Consider the following 21121-nt stretch of genomic DNA (forward strand, 5'->3'; position numbering starts at 1 on the left):
GATCAAGCCTCGGGCGGAACCTTCATGTCGCGCGCGGCCTGCGTCTGGCGGGCGCGGAACGCCACCAGCTTCTGATGCAGGCCGGCGTCCGTGCCCGCCAGCGTGGCGATCACGTGCAGGGCGGCGTTGGCGGCGCCGGCTTCGCCGATCGCGAAGGTGGCCACCGGCACGCCCTTGGGCATCTGCACGATGGACAGCAGCGAATCCTCGCCGCGCAGGTACTTGGACGGCACCGGCACGCCGAACACCGGCACTTCGGTCAGGGCCGCCATCATGCCCGGCAGGTGCGCGGCGCCGCCGGCGCCGGCGATGATGCCGCGCAGGCCGCGCGCGTGCGCAGCGGCGCCGTACTCGGCCATGTCCTGCGGCATGCGGTGCGCGGAGATGACCTGCGCTTCATACGGCACGCCGAAGTCTTCAAGCATGGCGACCGCGTGTTTCATGACCTCCCAATCGCTGGAAGAACCCATAATCACGCCCACCACGGGGGTGGCCTGCGCCGCTGCGGAAGTCTTGGCTGTCATGACCGATGTCGAGTGAAAAATAGTTGGGGAACCACGGCGCGCGCCGCGAAACCCAGTATTTTACCCGGCGCCGGCCGGCCGCTACCGCAGCCTCAGCGAATCCAGCCAGAGATAGCCCGTCGGATTGTCCGGGCAGGGCCCGAAACCGCATTCCAGCGTCGTGCCGCCCAGGTTGACCAGCACGATGACGAAAAACAGGGCCATGACGAGCCAGCCCGCTAGCGGCACCTGCTTCTTGAGCATGCTGTCGCCCCATTTGCGGTCGGCCGACAGCATCAGCACGCAGAAGGCGATGAGCGCGACGAAGGCGATGAACGACCAGGTATAGAAATGCAGGCCCAGCAGCGTCGTGCCGTAGCCGGGATCGCCGGGTGCGATGTGCAGCAGCACCTGCCGTCCGGAGGCCAGCATGCCGCCCAGCGCGGCGGCGATGACCATCGCATAGTGCATGGGCGACGGCCCCAGCCGCAGATTCAGCAGCAAGCCCACGCCGGCCAGCATGAAGGCGACGCGCTGCAGCAGGCATAGCGGGCAAGGCGGCTCGTCGTAGGCGATCTGCCAGACGAAGGCCAGGATCAGCACGGCGGTGACGCCCAGCAGGGCCAGGCCGTTCAGGAAGCGCGAGCCGCGCGCGGGGTTCGGAGAAAAGATCATCGCCCCGCCCCTACAGCGACAGCGCCAGCGGACTGGTCATGTGGTACTGGCACCAGGCGGCGAAGATCCCCAGAGTGACGATCCAGAAGGCGACCGCGGGACGGCGCTTTCCCAGCATGCCGAACCACACCGCGACCAGTCCGGTCAGGAAAGGCAACATCATTACCATGCGCAGCTCCTTTCTTGTTTCCGGCGGGCGGCGGGGCCCTGCTGCGGCGGCTGCGGGCCGCATCCGGTTGATGGCGAAAGAACTCCCGCGCGGCCTCGGCCCGGCGTCGGGAAGGAATGCGCTGGCGAGTATAGCGTCACATTAGGAAATAATTAGACGAAAAATGCGCATTTTCCAGCTTTTATTGATCAATGAAGACGCGGTTGCGGGCAGGAGCATGCGGCGCAAGGCGTGGGGCGGCGCCGGCAATCTCGGACTTGTCCGACCTTGCGGCATCGCCTATTCCCGGTGGATTCCAGAAAAAAAACCCCTCGCAGCGCTTGCGCTGCGAGGGGTTCGGATCGTGCCAGAGCCGGCAACCGGCGATCAGGCCATCAGGCGGTCCAGCGCCTCGCGGTACTTGGCGGCGGTCTTTTCCAGCACATCCTGAGGCAGGCGCGGGGCCGGCGGCGTCTTGTCCCAGGTCTGGGTCTCGAGCCAGTCGCGCACGAACTGCTTGTCGAACGACGGCGGGCTGATGCCCACGCGGTAGCCGTCGGCCGGCCAGAAGCGCGAGGAATCGGGCGTCAGCACTTCGTCCATCAGGTAGAGCGTGCCGTCGTCGTCCAGGCCGAACTCGAACTTGGTGTCGGCGATGATGATGCCCTTGGTCGCGGCAAAGCGCGCGGCTTCGGTGTACAGCTTGAGCGTCACGTCGCGGATGCGCTCGGCCATTTCCTGACCGACTTCCTTGACCACGTGGGCGAAGTCCACGTTTTCATCGTGCATGCCGAACTCCGCCTTGGCGGCCGGCGTGAAGATCGGCTCGGGCAGCTGGCTGGCCTGCTGCAGGCCGGCGGGCAGCTTGATGCCGCAGACCGAGCCGGTGGCCTGGTAGTCCTTCCAGCCCGAACCGATCAGGTAGCCGCGCGCGACGGCCTCGACCAGGACGGGCTTGAGGCGCTTGACCACCACGGCGCGGCCGCGCACCTGGTCGACCTCGTCGGCCGCCACCACGTCTTCCGGCTTCACGCCGGTGGAATGGTTGGGCAGGATGTGGGCGAGCTTCTGCAGCCAGAACTCGGTCAGTTCGGTCAGCACCTGGCCCTTGCCGGGGATGGGATCGTCGAGGATCACGTCGAAGGCGGAGATGCGGTCCGATGCGACGATCAGCAACTTGTCGTCGCCCACCGCGTACATGTCGCGCACCTTGCCGCGTCCCAGCAGCGGCAAGGACTTGATGCTGGATTGATGCAAAGCAGAAGTCACGGGAATGGCCTATGGCAAAAATGAAGATTCCCGCCTCGGGCCGAGCGCCAGGGCGGGAACAAGACGAAACCGGGAATCCGCGGGGCGAGGCGGGCGCCGGAAGCGCGGATCCTGCAAAGCGCATAGATTACTGCAAATAGGCCCGCCTTGCCGCGCGCGCGGGACCGGGTTAGCCTCTGATCCGGCCGCCGGGTCCGGTGGCCGCAGCACACATTCGCGCCGACCGCCCGGACGTTTCCTGCCCAGACCGGCACGCAGGATCAGGCCGGGGCGCAACGGCGCATATCCCTTGCCCGGAGACAGAGTCGTATGCAGGATGCTTTCCAAAAACGCACCTCGAAGACTGACGCGCAGGTGCACTTCACCGGCGGCTGCCAATGCGGCGCCATACGCTACGCGGTCACCGACGAGCCGATCACGGCCGCCACCTGTCATTGCCGCGACTGCCAGTATTCCAGCGGCGGCGCGCCGGCCCACGCGCTGCTGTTCCCGGCGGGATCGGTCACGCTGCTGCGCGGCGCGGCCAAGGAGCACCGCTACCGCGGCGGTTCGGGCCGCGCCGTCATGCGCAGCTTCTGCCCGGACTGTGGCACGCCGCTATTCGGCGGCACCGAGGGCGCCAACTACGACGTGGTCCGCGCCGGCTCGCTGGACGACCCGGAAGCCTTCCGCGCGCGGGTCAGCCTGTGGACCGGCTCGGCGCCGTCCTGGCACCACATCGATGCCGCCGCGCCCAGTTTTCCAGGCAATGCGCCACCGATAGCCTGAGGCCGACGCGCTATGCGGCGGCAAAACAGCAAAAAGGGCGAGTCCTGCAGGACTCGCCCTTTTCTTCATGCCACATCAGGACTGCCATGGAGGGCAGTCCATCTTTGCATGGCTTACTGCACCACTTGCGCCAGCTTGCCCGAGGCGTACTGGGCGGCGATCTCGGTCAGCGGCAGGGCCTTGATCTTGCTGGCGTTGCCGGCGGTACCGAACTCGGTGTAGCGGGCGACACAGATCGCCTTGGCGGCGGCGCGCGCCGGTTTCAGGTATTCGCGCGGATCGAACTTGCTGGGGTTCTCGGCGAAGAAGCGACGGACGGCGCCGGTCATGGCCAGGCGGATGTCGGTGTCGATGTTGATCTTGCGCACGCCGAACTTGATGGCTTCCTGGATTTCCTCGACGGGCACGCCGTAGGTTTCCTTCATGTCGCCGCCGAACTCGCGGATCTCGGCCAGCAGTTCCTGCGGCACGCTGGAGCTGCCGTGCATCACCAGGTGGGTGTTGGGCAGGCGGGCGTGGATTTCCTTGATGCGGGCGATCGACAGGATGTCGCCGGTGGGCTTGCGCGTGAACTTGTAGGCGCCGTGGCTGGTGCCGATGGCGATGGCCAGGGCGTCCAGCTGGGTCTTGCGCACGAAGTCGGCGGCCTGCTCGGGATCGGTCAGCAGCTGGTCCATGGTCAGCTTGCCGTCGGCGCCGTGGCCGTCTTCCTTGTCGCCCTGCATGGTTTCCAGCGAACCCAGGCAGCCCAGTTCGCCTTCGACCGTCACGCCCAGCTTGTGGGCGATGTCCACGACCTTCTTGGTCACGTCGACGTTGTAGTCGTAGTCGGCGATGGTCTTGCCGTCTTCCTTCAGCGAGCCGTCCATCATCACGCTGGAGAAGCCCAGGTTGATGGCGCCCTGGCAGATGGCCGGCGACTGGCCGTGATCCTGGTGCATGACCACGGGAATGTGGGGGTAGGACTCCACGGCGGCCTGGATCAGGTACTTCAGGAAACCTTCGCCCGCGTATTTGCGCGCGCCGGCCGAGGCCTGCATGATCACCGGGCTGTCGGTCTCCGCCGCGGCTTCCATGATGGCCTGGACCTGTTCCAGGTTGTTGACGTTGAAAGCCGGGATGCCATAGCCATGCTCGGCGGCATGGTCGAGCAACTGGCGCATGGAGACTAGGGCCATGAGTGGTCCTCCTAAGGGTGCAGTTTATTGAGAGATGATTGAAACCTGCTGATAAGGAGGGATTTTACGGGGGATTCGCGGAAAGGTCTTGCAACCCTATGTCCACATGCTTCCGGACGAGGGCGGCGGCGCCGGGAGAAGCCCTCGGGGAACGCCTGACGGCGGCCGGCGCGGGTCGAGGCGGGCTCCCCCGCCCCCGACGTTCGGGGCAGGCCCGCATGTTCAGGGCAGGCCCGCATGCGGCACGTCGACCCGGGCGACCAGGATGCGGCCTTCTGGCTTGGCGCGGCGATTGGCCTCGATGAAATCCGGCGCGGCCGCCATGAACAACGTGCGGCCATCGGGCCCGCCCAGCGCCGCCGCGAAGATTCCCAGTTCGCCGGTGTCGATCTGCTCCAGGATGCGGCCGCCGCGCGCCACGCGCACGATGCGCTTGCCGATGGCGTCGGCCACCCACAGCGCGCCCTCGGCGTCCAGCGCGCCACCGTCCGGACCGATGGCCGAAGCGGCGATCAGCGTGTGCAGGTCATCCGAGGCCGGCAGCGCGCCGAAGTCGGCCCAGTCGCGACGCGGGCCGAGGCCGCCGTCGGCCAGGATGTCGAATTCCGAGATGCGATTGCCGAAGGTCTCGTTGACGATCAGGGTCTTGCCGTCGGGCGTGATGAAGGAGCCGTTGGGAAAGCACAGCCCGTCGGCCACGGCGCGGGCCGAGCCGTCCGGATCGACCCGGACGACGGTGGTGGTGGCGACGGGCTCGCCCGCCATCAGATCGAAGCCGAAATTGCCCACATAGGCCCGCCCCTGGCCGTCGACCACCATGTCGTTGATCGGGCCGCCAGTCAGGGCGCTCAGGTCGGCGTGCACGACCAGCGTCCCGTCCGCCTCCCGGCGCAGCACCTTGCGGTCCTTCATGGAGGACACCAGCATGCGGCCGTCGGGCAGCCAGCCCAGGCCGGATGGCTGCTGCGGCACCCTGCAGATCTGCTCGATGCGCCCTTCGAGATCGACGGCGATCACCTGCTCGGTGTAGAAGTCCGACGCCCACAGGCGCCCGTCGCGCCAGCGCAGGCCCTCGAGATAGGTATAACCGGAGGCCAGCACGGACAATTCGCGTTTCGGCATTGCTCTGTCTCCATTATTTTTGCGTGACTGCCGCCGGCGCGCCGGCGGACCGGGCCCTCTCCCGCTCCTTCCGGGGCGGTACGGGGACAAATGATTTTGTCATGACTCAACCGTCCCCAACCTTACAACTAACTGTCAGCTACTCGGGGTTAACATCGCGCCCCGAGGGTTAACCCGCGCAGCCGCAGCAGGCCGCGCATGGCCGTTTCCACCCGTGGAACCCGCCTGGCCCACCCTGGCATTCCATCATCAGACCGCTAGTCCCGCCCCGTGCCGGCGGCAGGCTTCACGCCAGGCGACCCGGTCCTCCGTTTTGCGTTTTACCGATATGAATACGAAAAAACTGACGCGCTACATCGGCCTAGCCATGGTGCTCGGCGTCTTGGTGGGATACCTCTGCAACAAGTACGCGCAGAACGCGCAGGAGGCCAAGCAGATCGCCTCGTACTTCAGCCTGATCACCGACATCTTCCTGCGCATGATCAAGATGATCATCGCGCCCCTGGTGTTCGCCACCCTGGTCTCGGGCCTGGCCAGCATGAGCGACGCCAGCGCCGTCGGCCGCATCGGCCTGCGCGCCATGTTCTGGTTCATCACCGCCTCGGCCATCTCGCTGCTGCTGGGCCTGATGCTGGTGAACGTGTTCCAGCCCGGCGCCCACCTGAACCTGGCGCTGCCGGACACGAACCTCACCTCCGGCCTGAAGACCGGCGACTTCACGCTCAAGACCTTCATCACCCACGTCTTCCCCAAGAGCATCGCCGAGGCGATGGCCAATAACGAGATCCTGCAGATCCTGGTGTTCTCGCTGTTCTTCGGCGCGGCGCTGTCGTTCATCCGCGGCAAGGGCCACAACACCATCTTCAACATGATCGACGAACTGGCCAAGATCATGTTCCGCGTCACCGACTATGTGATGCGCTTCGCGCCGCTGGGCGTGTTCGCCGCCATGGCCGCCGCCATTACGACCGAGGGCCTGGGCGTGCTGGTCAGCTACGGCAAGCTGATCGGCGAGTTCTACCTGGGCCTGGCGCTGCTGTGGGCCATCCTGTTCGCGGTCGGCTACCTGTTCCTGGGCAAGTCCACGTTCCGTCTGGGCGGCCTGATCAAGGAGCCCACCCTGCTGGCCTTCTCGACCGCCAGCAGCGAATCGGCCTATCCCAAGACCATCGAGGCGCTCTCGCGTTTCGGCGTGTCCAAGCGCATCTCGGGCTTCGTGCTGCCGCTGGGCTATTCGTTCAACCTGGACGGCTCGATGATGTACCAGTCCTTCGCGGTGCTGTTCATCGCGCAGGCCTACAACATCGAAATGAGCTTCTCGCAACAGCTGACGCTGCTGCTGGTGCTGATGGTGACCAGCAAGGGCATGGCCGGCGTGGCGCGCGCCTCGCTGGTGGTGGTGGCCGCCACGCTGCCGATGTTCCACCTGCCGGAAGCCGGCCTGCTGCTCATTATGGGCATCGACCAGTTCTTCGACATGGGCCGCACCGCCACCAACGTGGTGGGCAACAGCCTGGCCACCGCGGTGATCGCCAAGATGGAAGGCGGCGAGGATGATCCGACCACGGCCGCGGCCGGCGAAGCCGCCGCGCCGCAGGCGCAGGAAGCGCCGGCGAAACCGGCCTCTCAGAGCGTGTAAGACAAAAACGGGCCGAATGGCCCGTTTTTTTGTACCGCCGTTCCGTCGCGCAGTTCAGTCGCGCAGTTCAGTCATTGACCGAACAGGCCACCGGCTCGCCGTCCTCGAACTCCACGTCGTAGGTATGGACCGGGTCCCAGGGCAGCGTGAACCATAGCTCGTAGCCTTCACCGTCCTCGTCGAACAGCCACAGCGCGCGCAGCACCGCCTTGCCGGCCATGGCCTCGGCGGTTTCCTCGGCCAGCAGCTGGTCGTCCTCGTAGCCGTGCTTCTTGCACTGTTCGTAGGAATAATGATCGAGCAGGAATTCGGACGCGGCCAGGACGTGGTCGTCCAGCTTGTCGATGATGCTCTTGACCGCCTTGGACGCTCCGCTGCCCGGCTCTTCGCCGTCGGTCTGGATCATGACGTGGATGGGCGGACGTCCGGCGCCGGCCGGCACCAGCTCGGCCGCCCACAAATCGGGCTCTTCGGGATCCTGGGTGAAATTGAATCGCGCCATCGCGGGCTCCGTGTAAGGCTGGGGCATGCCAACATGCCATGCCCGCCATTTAAGCAGAACCGCACCGCCGCGTCTGTGACCGAGGGCGACGTTTTTGCCTCGCGGCATCTTCGCCCCAGCGGCAGGGCCGGATGGCGCTGGCGCCGCTACACCCGTTCCAGCGCCCGGTACGGCGGCGCGGGCAGCTCGACCAGGATGCGGTCGCCCCCGGCCACCCTGCCACCCGCCAGCACCACGCCCATGACGCCAGCCTTGCGGATCAGGCTGCCGTCGGGGTTGCGCCCCAGCACGGCGGCGGTCAGGCCCCGTTGATAGTCGTCCAGCTGCGAGCAGGGATTGCGCAGGCCCATGATCTCGATGATCGCCTCGGGCCCGATGCGCAGCCGCGCGCCGCGCGGCAGGCCCAGCAGGTCGATGCCGCGCGTGGTGACGTTCTCGCCCATGACGCCCGGCCCGACCCGGAAACCGGCCCCGGTCAACTCGTCCAGCAGCTCGCCGTGGATCAGATGCACCTGCCGCAGATTGGGCTGGGTGGGATCGGCTCGGACCCGGGAACGGTGCTTGACCGTGACGCCCATGTGCGCGTCGCCCTCCACGCCCAGCCCGGCCAGCAGCGTGATGGCCGGCTGCAACGGCTTGCTGAAGCCATGCCCGGGGCTGGCGGCCACGGCTTGCACAACGGCGTGTGTTGACATCGACGACTCCTGCGGGATCAGGCGGCCACGGCCACGGCCGGCGCGTGCGCGCTGTCCGGATGATAGTGGGTCGAGAACACCAGCCGCCCGGCCGACCAGGTATGGCTGACCAGCGGCTGCCCGCCAACCCGCGCCACCGCGATCAGATCGGCGCGCAAGCCCGGCGCGATGCGGCCGCGATCATCCAGGCCGCAGGCGCGGGCCGGATTGGCCGTCACCAGCGCGACGGCCTGCGGCAGGCTCAGATCGGTCTGCGACGCGACGGCGTGGGCGGCGGCGATCATCGTGGACGGCTGATAGTCCGAACACAGGCAGCTGGCCACGCCGGCGCGGATCGCGTCGATGGCCCGCATCGAGCCGCTCTGGCTCTGGCCGCGCAGCACATTGGGCGCGCCCAGGATGGTGGGCAGCCCGCAAGACACCGCGGCGCGCGCCGTGTCCAGCGTGATGGGGAACTCGCTCATGGCCACGCCCAGGTTGCGCATGGTGGCGATGCGCTGGATGGAATCGTCGTCGTGGCTGGCGGTGGGAATGCCCAGGGCGTGCGCGTGCGCCAGCAGCGCCTCGACCCGCGCCACCGAACCGTCCAGCGCGCGCGTCTTGGCCCGCGCCGCCTCTTCGGCCTGCTCGCGGCTCATCGCGTGGTTGCCCATCATGTATTGCAGATAGGACTCCAGCGTCTTGAACTGGCCCTGCCCCGGCGAATGATCCATCACCGACAGCAGGTCCACCGCGCCCTCGTCCATCAACGCCCGCAACACGTCCACCGCCGTGGGGTCGGTGACTTCGTAGCGGCAGTGGACGCGGTTGTCCACCAGGCTGTGGCGGCGGTGGGCGCGCAGCGCGCGCACCACCTCGGCGGCGGTCTGGTTGTTGCGCACGCCCCATTCGCTGTTGGCGAAGGACAGCGCGTGATACGGCGTGGTGATGCCGGCGGCCGCGTTGCGGCGGTCGACCTGGGCCACGGCGAAATCCAGCGGGAACAGCACGCGCGAACGAGGCTCGGCCTCTTTTTCGATGGCGTCGCTGTGCAGATCGATCAGGCCCGGCATCAGCGTCTGGCCGCGCAGCGCGATCTCGCGGGCGGGCCGCGCGCCGGCCGGTTCGATGGCGGCGATGCGGCCGTCCTCGATCAACACCGCGCTGTCTTCCAGCACGCGGTCTTCCAGCACCACGCGGGCATGGGTCAGATAGGTGCCTTGCATCATTGCTCCAGTTCTTCCAGCGCGGCCAGGCTGGCCGCGGACGCCGGCTTCAGGGCCAGCGTGCGGGTGGCGACGGCGTCGCGCACCTCGGCATCGTGAAAAATCCCCAGCAGGCAGCGGCCCTCGGCCAGCGCCTCGCGGATCAGCGCGATCACCACCTTGCGATTATCCGCGTCCAGCGACGCGGTGGGTTCGTCCAGCAGCAGGATGGGATGGCGGGCGATGAAGCCGCGCGCGATGTTCACGCGCTGCTGTTCCCCGCCCGAGAAGGTGGCCGGGGCCAGGCCCCACAAGCGCCGCGGCACGTTCAGCCGCGCCAGCATGGCGCCAGCGCGCTGGCGCGCCTCGTCCGCGTCCACGCCGGCCTGCCGCAGCGGCTCGGCCACCACGTCCAGCGCCGAGACGCGCGGGATCACGCGCAGGAACTGGCTGACGTAGCCAATGACCTCGCGGCGCAGGGCCAGGATGCGCGGTTCGGGCGCGCCGACCAGCTCCACCCATTCTTCGCCATTACGCACGCGGATGCTGCCCTCGGTGGCCAGGTAGTTGCCATACAGACAGCGCAGCAGCGTGCTCTTGCCCGCGCCGGACGGACCGGCCAGCACCAGGCATTCGCCGGCGGAAGCGGTGAAGTCGACGGCGTCCAGCACCGGCAGCCGGATGCCGCCCTGGTTGTGCAGGGTGAACATTTTTCCGAGGCCCCGCGCCTCGATCATGGGTATGGCGTTGGACATGAATCAGCTCTGCAGGATGGAAGACACCAGCAACTGGGTGTAGGGATGCTGCGGATCGTCGAGAATCTGGTCGGTCAGGCCGCTTTCGACCACCGCGCCGCCGCGCATCACCAGCGTGCGATGCGCCAGCAGGCGGGCCACCGCCAGGTCGTGCGTGACCACGATGGCGGCCAGGCCCAGGTCGTTGACCAGTTGGCGCAGCAGGTCCAGCAGGCGCGCTTGCACCGACACGTCCAGCGAGGCGGTGGGCTCGTCCATGAACACCAGCCGCGGATGCGTGACCAGGTTGCGCGCGATCTGCAGACGCTGCTGCATGCCGCCAGAGAAAGAGGCCGGCGCGTCGTCCAGGCGGCCGACGTCGATCTCCATCTTGGCGAGCCAGTTGCCGGCCACGCGGCGCAGGTCGCCGTAGTGCCGGTCTCCCACGGCCATCAGGCGCTCGGCGATGTTGGCGCCGGCGCTGACCTGCATGCGCAGGCCATCGCGGGCATGCTGGCGCACGAAGCCCCAGTCGGTGCGCGACAGCAGCCGCAGGCGGGCCTGCGACAGCGAGGACAGGTCGATCAGGCCCTGGTCGCGCGTGTCGTACCAGACGCTGCCCGAATCCAGCGGCGCCTGGCACGACACCGCCGACAGCAGCGTGCTCTTGCCCGAGCCGGACTCGCCCACCACGCACAGGACTTCGCCGGCGTGCAGGTCGAAGCTCACGTCGCGGCAGCCATGCACCCCGTCCCAGGTGCGCGTCATGTCGCGCACGGACAGCAGCGGCCGGGGGTTCTTCTCCGGTTGTCCGTGGACGCCGCGCGGACGGACGTCCGCGCCGATATCGGCCTGAAGGTTCATGCCGCTTCCTCCTGCTGGCGCTGGCGCGCCTGCCTGTCGTTGCAATATTCGGTGTCCGAGCAGACGTAGCGGCGCGTGCCGGCGTCGTCCAGGATGATCTCGTCCAGGAAGCTCTGGTGCGAGCCGCAAAGCTCGCAATGCTGGTCCCACTGCTGCACGGCGAAGGGATGGTCCTCGAAGTCCAGGCTCTTGACCGATGTATAGGGCGGCACCGCGTAGACGCGCTTTTCGCGGCCGGCGCCGAACAGCATCAGCGCCGGGCTCTGGTCCAGCTTGGGATTGTCGAACTTCGGAATGGGCGACGGCCGCATCATGTAGCGCCCGTTCACCATGACCGGATAGTCATAGGTGGCGGCGATATGGCCATGCTGCGCGATGTCCTCGTACAGCTTGACGTGCATGCCGCCATATTCGGCCAGCGCGTGCATGGTGCGGGTCTCGGTCTCGCTGGGTTCCAGCCAGCGCAGCGGCTCGGGAATCGGCACCTGGAACACCATGATCTGGCCGGCGCGCAGCGGCGTCTCCGGGATCCGGTGGCGGGTCTGCACGATGGTGGCTGCCGGCGTCGATTCGGTGGTCGCCACGCCCGTCACCCGACCGAAGAAGCGGCGGATGTTGATGGCGTTGGTGGTGTCGTCCGAGCCCTGGTCGATAACCTTGAGCACATCGTCCGGGCCGATGATGGCGGCGGTGACCTGGATGCCGCCGGTGCCCCAGCCGTAGGGCAGCGGCATCTCGCGGCTGCCGAACGGCACCTGGTAGCCCGGCACCGCCACCGCCTTGAGCAAGGCGCGGCGCAGCATGCGCTTGGTGGATTCGTCCAGGTAGGCGAAGTTGTAGTGCGGGTCGCGTTCGACCGTCGCGGTGTGTTGCGTGGCTTGCGGGTTCATGGCGTGACGGCCTCGTCCATCATGTCGTTCGGCGCGGCGGCGGCCGCAAGGCGTTCGCCGCGCATGCGGCGCAGCAGTTCCAGGTTGGCCTGGAAGTCCACGTAGTGCGGCAGCTTCAGGTGCTGCACGAAGCCGGAAGCCTCGACGTTGTCGCTGTGATAGAGCACGAACTCGTGGTCGTTGGCGGGCGAATCACCGGCTTCCCCCAGGTCGCGGGCCTTCAGCGCCCGGTCCACCAGCGCCATCGACATGGCCTTGCGCTCGCCATAGCCGAACGTCAGGCCGTAGCCGCGCGTGAACTTCGGCCCTTCCTGCGCATTGCCCGAGAACTGGCTCACCATCTGGCATTCGGTGACCTCGATCTCGCCCACGGTCACGGCGAAGCCCAGTTCCTCGATGTGCATTTCCACTTCCAGCGCGCCGTAGCGGATCTCGGCGGCGAAGGGATGAGTATTGCCATAGCCCCGCTGCGTGGAATAGCCCATCGACAGCAGGAAACCTTCATCGGCGCGCGCCAGGTTCTGCAGACGGGCGGCGCGGTCGGCGGGAAAATCCAGCGGCTGGCGCGTCAGGTCGAAGGGCTCGGGATCGCCTTCCGGCGGCAGCTCGGGATCGATCAGGTCTTCGTGCGCCAGCAGGTCGGTGACGCGCGGCATGGACGAGTCCAGCGTTTCCTCGCCCGGCGGCAGGGCATCGGCCTCGCGCCCGGCTTCCAGCGAAAAATCCAGCAGGCGCTGGGTGTAATCGTAGGTCGGCCCCAGGATCTGGCCGCCCGGCACGTCCTTGAACGTGGAAGAAATGCGGCGCTGCAGGCGCATGCGGCCCGTGTCCAAAGGCTGCGTGTAGCCAAAGCGCGACAGCGTAGTGCGATAGGCGCGCAGCAGGAACACCGCCTCGATCGCGTCGCCAGCGGCCTGCTTGAGCGCCAGCGCGGCCAGCTGCGGATCGTAGAGCGAGCCCTCGGACATCACCCGCGACACCGCCAGCGGCATCTGCTCGCGGATCTGCGCCAGGCTCAACTCCGGCACCTCGCGATCGCCGCGCCGGTAGTCGTCCAACATGCGGTAGGAATTCAGGATGGCGCGTTCGCCACCTTTGACGGCAACGTACATTTCAGTTCTCCACTCGAGTGCTTCTGGGCAGGCCGCAAATGCGCCGGCCCTGCGTCAGGAAGAGATCCACGCCCAACGGGAAGCGCTGATGATTCAGACGCCATTCACGCCAAAATCCTTCCTCCAGTCCGTCGACATGCAAGGCGGCGCGGTCCTGGATGCCGGGACCGGACAGCGTCAGCGCGCGGCCTCGCTCCAGGTCCGTCGCCTCGATCAGCAGCGTGGCCGACTGGTCCGGATACGCCGGATCCCCCGGATTGAACAAGGACAGGGCAGGCGCCCGATGCCCGCGCGGCAAGGCCGCGAACCGCGCCTCGCCAGGCTGATCAACCATCGAACAACCACAATGGAAACGCAAGAACGCGCGCACCTCGTCATCGACGCCGGCGGGCAGCCACAGCGGCGTATCCACATCCACCAGCGTCAGCAACAGCGCGACCATCGCCGGCGACATCCCCGCCGGCACCCCGCAATCCGCCTCGATCTCCAGCACCCGTCCCGGATGCGCCAGCGCCTCCAGCGCCACCCGGAACGCCGCCTGCGCCCCGACCGCCGGATCCGCGAACCCCGCCTGCGGCGCCCGCCCGGCCAACGCCGGACTCAATGTGTGTGCATGCATGTCCATTCCCAATTCCAGATTCCGTTCCAACCAACCAGCCTCGCCACCACGCGAAACCACCTTCATCCCAGCCTCGCACCGCCACAACTCACGACACCCCACGTTGCAGCGACGGCCGTCCCAAGCGGGGCCGCGCGGATCCGGCTCCGCCGGTCCGCAGCCGGCGCCCCCCCTGGGGGGGAAGCGCCGCAGGCGCTTCGGGGGGGGGTCTACCCCCCGCGCACCATGGTGAAGAACTCCACCCGCGTGCGCGCCGCCACCTGCGCCTGCCGCGCCACGCGTTCCTCGCGGCTGCGCGCCAGCGGTGCGATCAGCTGCCGTTGCACGGCCTCATGCCATTCAGGCAACTGCAGCAGCGCGTCGGCCACGGCGGCCTGCTCGGCGTGACGCAGCGAGCGGCCTTGCACATAGGCGATGCCGACCACGCCGTTCTCCAGGCTGACCGCGCAGCGCGTCAGCGTCATCTCGCCCAGGTTGAAACGCGTGCCGGTGCCGCCGCTGCGCGCGCGCACCATGGCCATGCCGGATTGCGCGGGCCGCAGCATGCGGTGCGCGGGCAGGCTGCCCAGGGCGCCAAAGGCGCCATCCAGCTCGGACGATTCGGCCAGCGCCAGCACGCGCATCCAGGCCGCGCGTTGCGCGTTGGCCTCGGCCTGATCGGATTGTGGATGATTCATTTTTTCCTCTACACGTCTAGACGACTGGACGGAGTATGATCCGTGCTGAAGAGAAGTTCAACAGCCGGGCGTGAATTTTTGATGACAATCGCGGCCTACACGGGCGCGCCGGCTTGGTGCACAATCACTGCCATTCTTGACGACGACGCGACAATACGAGCGCCCATATGGTTGAAAGAGGTTCCGGCATCGCCGTCTGGCGGCAAATCGGCGAATCGCTGGCGGACGACATCCGCAACAAGCTCTATCTCGCGGGCGAACAGCTGCCCTCGGAGCCCGAGCTCGCCGCCAAGTTCGCCGTCAACCGGCACACCATTCGCCGCGCGATGGGTGAACTGGAACAGAGCGGGCTGGTCCGCATCGAGCAGGGCCGCGGCACCTTCGTGCAGGAACATGCCATCGACTACGCCATCGGCAAGCGCACGCGCTTTTCCGAGAACCTGCGCAGCCAGGGCGTGCTGGGGCACCTGGAAACGCTGGGCAGCCAGACGCTGCGCGCCGCCGACATCGCCAAGCACCTGGGCCTGCCGCGCAACGCGCCGCTGCTGCGCGTGCATCTGGCGGGCAAGGCCGAAAATCGGCCCATCAGCGCGTCCGAACACTACTTCGACGAAAAGCGCTTTCCCGATTTCGCCGAACGCCTGACCGCGCTGAAATCCGTGTCCAAGGTCTATGCGCACTACGGCATCGACGACTACACGCGCAAATGGTCGCGCATCACGGCGGCGCTGCCCTCGCCCGAGGTGGCGCGGCTGCTGGGCCAGCCGAAGACGCGCCCCATCCTGCAGGTCGAGGCGCTGAACGTGGACCAGCAAGGCGCGCCCCTGCAATACAGCATCACCCGGTTCGTGGGGGACCTGGTGCAGCTGATGGTCAGCGACGACAACTGAGTACGGCGTGGCGGCAGGCCGGCCCCGGAAGCCGGCCGCCGTGGCGGGGATCGCACGAACCGGGCAGGCCCTTTAATTCATCTAGACATCTGGTTGTAACGCACAGCCGCTAACTTGCTTCCATGAACCCGCACGCACACGCCCCCTCGCCCCTGGCCGGCATCGCAGGCCAACGCATCCTGACCCCCGGCGGCATCGCGCCCGCCAGCCTGCGCTTTCGCGCGGGACGGATCGACGACAGTCCGCAAGCCGCCTCCGACGCGCCGTGGTTCGACGCCGGCGGGCTGCTGGTGCTGCCCGGCATCGTGGATCTGCATGGCGACGCCTTCGAACGCGCCGTCATGCCGCGTCCCGGCGTGACCTTTCCCTACGACAGCGCCCTGTTCGACGTCGACCGACAGTTGCTGGCCAATGGCATCACCACCGAATTCCACGGCCTCACCCTGTCCTGGGAAGGCGGCCTGCGCGGCGAAGCCTATGCCGAGCGCATGTTCGATTCGCTGGAACGCATGCGCGAGGCGCTGGGCGCGCGGCACTGCGTGCATCTGCGCTTCGAGACCCACCACGTCGGCGGCGTCGAGACCGCCCAGGAATGGATCCGCCAGGGCCGCGTGCGCTTCCTGGCCTTGAACGACCACCTGCCCGGCATGGCGCGCCGCCTGGGCGACGACCGCAAGCTGCTGCAATACGCCAACCGCGCCGAATGCGATCTGGACACCTTCCAGGCGCGCATCCGCCAGGCCATGGCGGCGGCCGACGCCGTGGCCGACGCCATGCGCGAACTCACCGCCTGCGCGCAGGCCGCCGGCCTGAAAGTGGCCTCGCATGACGATCCGGACGCCGCCACCCGCCGCTACTACCACCAGCTGGGCTGCGGCGTCGCGGAGTTCCCGCTGACCCGTGAAGCGGCTGGCGTGGCCCGCGACCTGGGCGACGCCATCGTCTTCGGCGGCCCCAACGTCGTGCGCGGCGGCAGCCACACCAACGCGCCCAACGCCACCGACATGATCCGCGCCGAACTGTGCGACATCCTGACCTCCGACTACTACTATCCCGCGCCGCTGGCCGCCGCGATGCGCCTGGCCCACGACGGCGTGCTGCCCTTGCCGCAGGCCTGGGACCTGATCTCGCGCAATCCCGCCCGCGCGGCGGGACTGGACGACCGCGGCGCGCTCGCGCCGGGCCTGCTGGCCGACGCCATCGTGGTGGATGATCGCGTGCCCGGCCTGCCGCGCGTGTGCGCGACCATCGTGGGCGGCGAATTGCGTTACGCCACCGGCGCCTTCCTGGGCCAGGACGACGCGTCCGCCGCGCGCCAGGCGGCCTGACGGTCATGCCGCTCGCCCATCGTTACGCGCTGTACCTGGCGCCGTCCGGTCCCTGGCAGGAACAAGGCAGCCGCTGGCTCGGTCGCTGCGCCGAAACGGGCGCCGCCCTTGAGCGCCAGCCCGGCATGCCCGCCGCCGCGCAGGAATGGACGCGCGCGCCGCGCCACTACGGCCTGCACGCCACGCTCAAGCCCCCCTTCCGCCTGATCGCCGGCGCCGCGCCGTCGGATGTGGACCGGGCCGCCGCCGCGCTGGCGGCTCAGCACAGCGCCTTCGCCATCGAACTGGAATGCGCGCCCCTGCGCGGCTTCCTGGCCTGGCGACTGACCGAGAGCGACCCGGTGGGCCGCGCACGCATTCACGCGCTGGCCAACGCCGCCGTGCGCGAACTGGATCCGCTGCGCGCCCCGCCCACGCCCGAGGAACTGGCCAAGCGCCTGCGCCATCCGCTGGCGCCGGCCCAGCACGCGCTGCTGGAGCGCTGGGGCTACCCCTATGTGTTCGACCAGTTCACCTTCCACATCACCCTGAGCGAAAAACTGGCGGACGCCGAGCTGCGCCAGGCGCAGGCCTGCATCGCCCGCTACGCCGATCCGCTCGCCGGCCGGCCCATGCCCGTCGACGGCGTCAGCGTCTACGTGCAGCCCGGCCCCGGCGAGGACTTCCTGGCCGCGCGCCATTACCGTTTCGACGGCGGCCGCGAGGATGTGGCCGGCGCGGCCTATATGCAGGGAGAGGCGGCGGCATGAACGGCGCGCGCCTGATCTACCTGATGGGCGCGTCCGGCAGCGGCAAGGACACCTTGCTGCGTCTGCTGCGCGCGCAGTTGCGTGCCGACGAACCCGTCATCGTCGCGCATCGCTACATCACGCGCGACAGCGGCGCCAGCGAGGACGCGCTGCGGCTCTCGGAAGATGAATTCTCGCGGCGCGAAGCGCTTGGCGGTTTCGCGCTGCGTTGGTCCAGCCACGGCCTGCGCTACGGCATCGGCGTGGAAATGGATGCCTGGCTGGCCGGCGGCGCGGCGGTCATCGTCAACGGTTCGCGCGCACACCTGCCTCAGGCGCATGCGCGCTATCCTGCGCTGACCGCCGTGGAAATCCGTGTCGACCCCGCGCTGCTGGCGCGCCGGCTGGCCGGACGCGGCCGGGAAAGCGAAGCCGACATCGCGCAGCGGCTGGCGCGCGCCGCCCAGGAATTTCCGGTACCCGAAGGGTGCCGGCTGATACGGCTGGACAACAACGAGGCGCCCGACGTCGCGGCGGCGGCCCTGCTGGACCAGGTCCGCTCGGTCCTGTCCGGCGCGCCGAAGGCGGCCGTCACCGCGACCACGGCGACCCCACGCTAAGCCCCGGGACCAGGCCCCTGGCGCTTCTGCCCCGCGCAGCATTCCAGCAGGATGACGGCGAACGCCTCTTCCGCCACCAGCGCCCGGGCCTCGCGGCGCCGGATCAGGTTGATGGGCGGAAGCTCCCAGCCGAAATCCCAGGGCACCTTGCCCAGCTTGCCGTGCTGGCAGACCTCCGCCGCGATGTCGTCAGGCAGCACGGAAACCAGCGTCTCGTCGGCCGCCAGCATGCCCTCGATCACGTCGGTCGAATAGGCTTCCAGCACCGGCGCGGGCGCGCGCAGGCCCGCGTGGATGAAATGCTCGGCGATCAGCCGGCGGGTCGGCGTGCCGGCTGCCGGCAAGACCCAGTCCATGCCGGCCACGGCCGCCCAGTCGGATTTGCGGCGGGCAAGCCGCCGCGCCGATGCCACATGGGCGACCAGGCACGGCCGCTGCCGGTAGAGCACATGGTGAGTCAGGTCGTCCGCCACCAGCGTCGACGTGGCCCGGCTGATGACGCAGTCCAGCTCATGCCCGCGCAGCATCGGCACCAGCTGATCGGTGGTGGCCCGATGCAGGGTCAGGGTCGCGCCGTGCCGCCGGTACAGCCCGCTGGCGGCCGTGCTCAGCAAGGTCGCCGACACATAGGGCACCGCGCCCACCTGCAGATGGGCCGAGCGTCCCTCGTGCACCGACGCGATCTCGCGCGCCCATAGTTCCAGGTCATGGCGCATGCGGCCGGCGCGCAGCAGCGCCAGCTCGCCCAGCGGCGTCGGCCGCAGGCCCCGTCCCGTGCGTTCGAACAGCGGCGCGCCGAAGATGTCTTCCAGTTCCGCCAGCGCCTTGGTCACGGCCGGCTGGCTGATGCCCGCCGCCGCGGCCACGCGCGTCAGCGAACCCAGCCGGGCGATGTCGGCCAGCAGGCGCAGATGCCTGGGCTTGAGCCGGTTGCCCAGCCGCGCGCCATCCCAATCCATGCAGGCCTCCCATAGCCATATGGTTATTCAGATATGCCCATAAATATACGCGCAGTTATTTCACGCTCCTATACTGGCCTGGTCCCCAGCTTCAGGCGCAGACCGGCATGTCCTCCGCATTCACCGCCCGCCCCGAAATCCGTGGCACCTTCGGCGTGGTGTCGTCCACGCACTGGCTCGCCTCGCAAGTCGCCATGGGCGTGCTGGAACGCGGCGGCAACGCCTTCGACGCCGCGGCGGCGGGCGGCTTCGCGCTGCAGATCGTCGAGCCGCACCTGAACGGCCCCGGCGGCGAGGTGCCTATCCTGTTCTGGAGCGAAGACGAGCAGCGCATGCGCGCGCTATGCGGCCAGGGACCGGCGCCCGCGCTGGCGACGCCGGCCTATTTCCGTAGCCTGGGTCTGGACCTGGTGCCCGGCATCGGCCTGTTGCCGGCAACCGTGCCGGGCGCCTTCAGCGCCTGGCTCACGCTGCTGCGCGACTACGGCACCTGGGAGCTGGCCGACGTGCTCGCGCCTGCCATTGCCTACGCCCGCGACGGATTTCCATTGGTGCCACGCATCTCCCAGGCCATCCTGGCGGTGCAGGCCCTGTTCCGCGACGAATGGACCAGCTCGGCCGAGGTCTGGCTGCGCAATGGCCGCGCGCCGGCGCCGGACGCCCTGTTCCGCACGCCCGGCATCGCGGCCACCTACACGCGCATCGTGGAACAGGCGCAAGCCGCGGGCCGGGACCGCCGCGGCCGCATCGAGGCCGCGCTGCATATCTGGCACGAAGGCTTCGTCGCCGACGAGATCGACGCCTATTACACACATGCGGCCGTGCGCGACACCACGGGCCAGCGCAACCACGGCCTGCTGCGCAAGTCCGACCTGGCGCAGTGGCGGCCCGGCTATGACGAGCCGGCGACCGTGCAGTACGGCCGCTACACCGTGGCCAAATGCGGCCCCTGGTCGCAAGGCCCCGCGCATCTGCAACAGCTGGCCATCCTGCGCCACCTGGGCATGGACGGGCTGGACCCGGAATCACCGCAGTTCGTGCATCGCATCGCCGAAGCCGCCAAGCTCGCCTTCGCCGACCGCACCGCCTGGTACGGCGATCCCGCCTTCGTGGAGGTGCCCTTGCAGGCGCTGCTGAGCGAGCCTTACGCGCGCACGCGCGCGGCGCTGATCAATGACACCGCCTGCCCCGACTGGCGGCCCGGCCAGCCCGAGGGACGGCCACCGTGCCTGCCCGACCTGGACGCGGCAAGGCGCACGCTGGCGGCGTCCGACACCCGGTTCGGCGTGGGCGAGCCCACCTTCGCCGCCCTGCCGCCCGTGGCCGAATGGGCCGAACGCGAATTGTTCGTGGGCGACACCTGCCAGATCGACGTCATCGACCGGCACGGCAACATGGTCGCCGCCACGCCCTCGGGCGGCTGGCTGTCGTCCAGCCCGGTGGTGCCGGCGCTGGGCTTTCCCCTGACCACGCGGCTGCAGATGACCTGGCTGGACGACGGCGTGCCAGGCCAGCTGCAGCCGGGCAAGCGCCCGCTTACCACGCTATCGCCCGGCCTGGCGCTGCGCGACGGCAAGCCCTACATGGTGTACGGCACTCCCGGCGGCGACCAGCAGGACCAATGGACGGTGCAGTTCTTCCTGCGCCATGCCGCCGGCCTGAACCTGCAGGAGGCGATCGAAGCGCCATCGTGGCACGTCGATCACTTCCCGGGTTCGTTCTGGCCCCGCGCGTTCAAGCGCAACCGCGTCACGGTGGAATCGCGCATGCCCGCGGCCACCATTGAAGCCTTGCGCCAGGCCGGCCACGAGGTGGTGATCGGTCCGGCCTGGTCGGAGGGCCGCATCAGCGCCTGTACCCGCGAAGCGGCGCCGGAAGGCGGGCTGCTGCTGCGCGCGGGCGCGAATCCGCGCGGCATGCAGGGCTACGCGGTGGGTCGCTAGTGTGCTGTCCCGTAGATGCGTGCGCATAACGAAATTCATCCAACGACGCCATGGCGGCTAGGGGTGGATTTCGT

The 21121-nt window shown here is 68.5% G+C and carries 23 protein-coding genes; 7 read left to right on the forward strand and 16 right to left on the reverse strand.

Annotated features, from left to right (window positions below; translation table 11 throughout):
- Positions 1–2: 2 nt before the first annotated feature.
- From purE to ACEU5R_RS23200, 4 genes are all read right to left on the reverse strand, one after another.
- The gene (gene purE / locus ACEU5R_RS23185; RefSeq protein ID WP_212313062.1) at positions 3–524 is read right to left on the reverse strand and encodes a 5-(carboxyamino)imidazole ribonucleotide mutase; all 522 of its coding nucleotides are present in this window, start codon (positions 522–524) and stop codon (positions 3–5) included.
- A gap of 81 nt (positions 525–605) precedes the next feature.
- Positions 606–1178, reverse strand: coding sequence for a disulfide bond formation protein B (locus tag ACEU5R_RS23190; protein WP_392411949.1), 573 nt, complete (start codon positions 1176–1178; stop codon positions 606–608).
- Between the two features lie 10 nt (positions 1179–1188).
- The gene (locus ACEU5R_RS23195) at positions 1189–1347 is read right to left on the reverse strand and encodes a DUF5993 family protein (RefSeq protein ID WP_212313058.1); all 159 of its coding nucleotides are present in this window, start codon (positions 1345–1347) and stop codon (positions 1189–1191) included.
- A gap of 366 nt (positions 1348–1713) precedes the next feature.
- Positions 1714–2595, reverse strand: a complete 882-nt coding sequence (locus tag ACEU5R_RS23200) for a phosphoribosylaminoimidazolesuccinocarboxamide synthase (protein ID WP_392411950.1) — start codon at positions 2593–2595, stop codon at positions 1714–1716.
- Positions 2596–2904: 309 nt separating this feature from the next.
- On the opposite strand from ACEU5R_RS23200, the gene ACEU5R_RS23205 reads away from it, so the two are divergent.
- A complete protein-coding gene (locus ACEU5R_RS23205; protein WP_103275803.1) occupies positions 2905–3363 on the forward strand; it encodes a GFA family protein in 459 nt (152 codons plus the stop codon).
- A 113-nt stretch (positions 3364–3476) separates the two neighbouring features.
- Here the strand turns inward: ACEU5R_RS23205 and fba are convergent, their stop codons facing one another.
- Both fba and ACEU5R_RS23215 read right to left on the reverse strand, forming a co-directional pair.
- Positions 3477–4541: a class II fructose-bisphosphate aldolase gene (fba, locus tag ACEU5R_RS23210; protein WP_103275804.1), complete on the reverse strand. Its 1065-nt coding sequence runs from the start codon at positions 4539–4541 to the stop codon at positions 3477–3479.
- Between the two features lie 222 nt (positions 4542–4763).
- Positions 4764–5663: an SMP-30/gluconolactonase/LRE family protein gene (locus ACEU5R_RS23215; protein ID WP_103275805.1), complete on the reverse strand. Its 900-nt coding sequence runs from the start codon at positions 5661–5663 to the stop codon at positions 4764–4766.
- Positions 5664–5991: 328 nt separating this feature from the next.
- On the opposite strand from ACEU5R_RS23215, the gene ACEU5R_RS23220 reads away from it, so the two are divergent.
- Positions 5992–7302, forward strand: coding sequence for a dicarboxylate/amino acid:cation symporter (locus ACEU5R_RS23220; RefSeq protein WP_392411952.1), 1311 nt, complete (start codon positions 5992–5994; stop codon positions 7300–7302).
- Between the two features lie 67 nt (positions 7303–7369).
- Here the strand turns inward: ACEU5R_RS23220 and ACEU5R_RS23225 are convergent, their stop codons facing one another.
- The 9 genes from ACEU5R_RS23225 to phnG form a co-directional block, all read right to left on the reverse strand.
- Positions 7370–7804: a hypothetical protein gene (locus tag ACEU5R_RS23225; RefSeq protein ID WP_103275807.1), complete on the reverse strand. Its 435-nt coding sequence runs from the start codon at positions 7802–7804 to the stop codon at positions 7370–7372.
- Between the two features lie 146 nt (positions 7805–7950).
- Positions 7951–8499 (reverse strand): MOSC domain-containing protein, encoded by a 549-nt coding sequence (locus ACEU5R_RS23230; RefSeq protein WP_392411954.1) that lies wholly within the window; start codon positions 8497–8499, stop codon positions 7951–7953.
- 17 nt (positions 8500–8516) lie between these two features.
- Entirely contained in the window at positions 8517–9704 is a 1188-nt protein-coding gene (locus ACEU5R_RS23235) for an alpha-D-ribose 1-methylphosphonate 5-triphosphate diphosphatase (protein ID WP_392411980.1), read from the reverse strand.
- The gene (gene phnL / locus ACEU5R_RS23240; protein WP_392411956.1) at positions 9704–10438 is read right to left on the reverse strand and encodes a phosphonate C-P lyase system protein PhnL; all 735 of its coding nucleotides are present in this window, start codon (positions 10436–10438) and stop codon (positions 9704–9706) included. The genes ACEU5R_RS23235 and phnL overlap by 1 nt, the downstream gene beginning before the upstream one ends.
- Before the next feature lie 3 nt (positions 10439–10441).
- The gene (gene phnK, locus ACEU5R_RS23245) at positions 10442–11281 is read right to left on the reverse strand and encodes a phosphonate C-P lyase system protein PhnK (RefSeq protein ID WP_392411958.1); all 840 of its coding nucleotides are present in this window, start codon (positions 11279–11281) and stop codon (positions 10442–10444) included.
- Positions 11278–12171 carry an alpha-D-ribose 1-methylphosphonate 5-phosphate C-P-lyase PhnJ gene (locus ACEU5R_RS23250; RefSeq protein WP_212313042.1) on the reverse strand — a complete coding sequence of 298 codons (894 nt, stop codon included), beginning with the start codon at positions 12169–12171 and terminating at the stop codon, positions 11278–11280. The genes phnK and ACEU5R_RS23250 overlap by 4 nt, the downstream gene beginning before the upstream one ends.
- A complete protein-coding gene (locus ACEU5R_RS23255) occupies positions 12168–13283 on the reverse strand; it encodes a carbon-phosphorus lyase complex subunit PhnI (protein WP_103275811.1) in 1116 nt (371 codons plus the stop codon). Before ACEU5R_RS23255 ends, ACEU5R_RS23250 begins: the two co-directional genes overlap by 4 nt.
- A gap of 1 nt (position 13284) precedes the next feature.
- The gene (gene phnH, locus ACEU5R_RS23260) at positions 13285–13902 is read right to left on the reverse strand and encodes a phosphonate C-P lyase system protein PhnH (RefSeq protein WP_392411982.1); all 618 of its coding nucleotides are present in this window, start codon (positions 13900–13902) and stop codon (positions 13285–13287) included.
- A gap of 209 nt (positions 13903–14111) precedes the next feature.
- Positions 14112–14579, reverse strand: a complete 468-nt coding sequence (gene phnG, locus ACEU5R_RS23265) for a phosphonate C-P lyase system protein PhnG (RefSeq protein WP_392411961.1) — start codon at positions 14577–14579, stop codon at positions 14112–14114.
- Between the two features lie 167 nt (positions 14580–14746).
- Here phnG and phnF point away from each other — a divergent pair, with 167 nt between their 5' ends.
- The 4 genes from phnF (at position 14747) to phnN (ending at position 18145) form a co-directional block, all read left to right on the forward strand.
- Entirely contained in the window at positions 14747–15469 is a 723-nt protein-coding gene (phnF, locus tag ACEU5R_RS23270; RefSeq protein ID WP_103275813.1) for a phosphonate metabolism transcriptional regulator PhnF, read from the forward strand.
- A gap of 122 nt (positions 15470–15591) precedes the next feature.
- Positions 15592–16797, forward strand: a complete 1206-nt coding sequence (locus ACEU5R_RS23275; protein ID WP_392411963.1) for an alpha-D-ribose 1-methylphosphonate 5-triphosphate diphosphatase — start codon at positions 15592–15594, stop codon at positions 16795–16797.
- Between the two features lie 5 nt (positions 16798–16802).
- Positions 16803–17546, forward strand: coding sequence for a DUF1045 domain-containing protein (locus tag ACEU5R_RS23280; protein WP_392411965.1), 744 nt, complete (start codon positions 16803–16805; stop codon positions 17544–17546).
- Complete coding sequence (phnN, locus tag ACEU5R_RS23285) at positions 17543–18145, forward strand: phosphonate metabolism protein/1,5-bisphosphokinase (PRPP-forming) PhnN (protein WP_103275816.1); 603 nt, start codon at positions 17543–17545, stop codon at positions 18143–18145. Before ACEU5R_RS23280 ends, phnN begins: the two co-directional genes overlap by 4 nt.
- On the opposite strand, the gene ACEU5R_RS23290 is transcribed toward phnN, so the two are convergent.
- Complete coding sequence (locus tag ACEU5R_RS23290) at positions 18142–19104, reverse strand: LysR family transcriptional regulator (RefSeq protein ID WP_392411966.1); 963 nt, start codon at positions 19102–19104, stop codon at positions 18142–18144. The genes phnN and ACEU5R_RS23290 overlap by 4 nt on opposite strands.
- Positions 19105–19211: 107 nt before the next feature.
- Between ACEU5R_RS23290 and ACEU5R_RS23295 the strand changes: the two genes are divergently transcribed.
- Positions 19212–21047 (forward strand): gamma-glutamyltransferase family protein, encoded by a 1836-nt coding sequence (locus tag ACEU5R_RS23295; protein ID WP_392411967.1) that lies wholly within the window; start codon positions 19212–19214, stop codon positions 21045–21047.
- Positions 21048–21121 lie beyond the last annotated feature (74 nt).

This window comes from Achromobacter sp. 413638 (assembly GCF_043119405.1).
Lineage (GTDB): Bacteria > Pseudomonadota > Gammaproteobacteria > Burkholderiales > Burkholderiaceae_B > Achromobacter.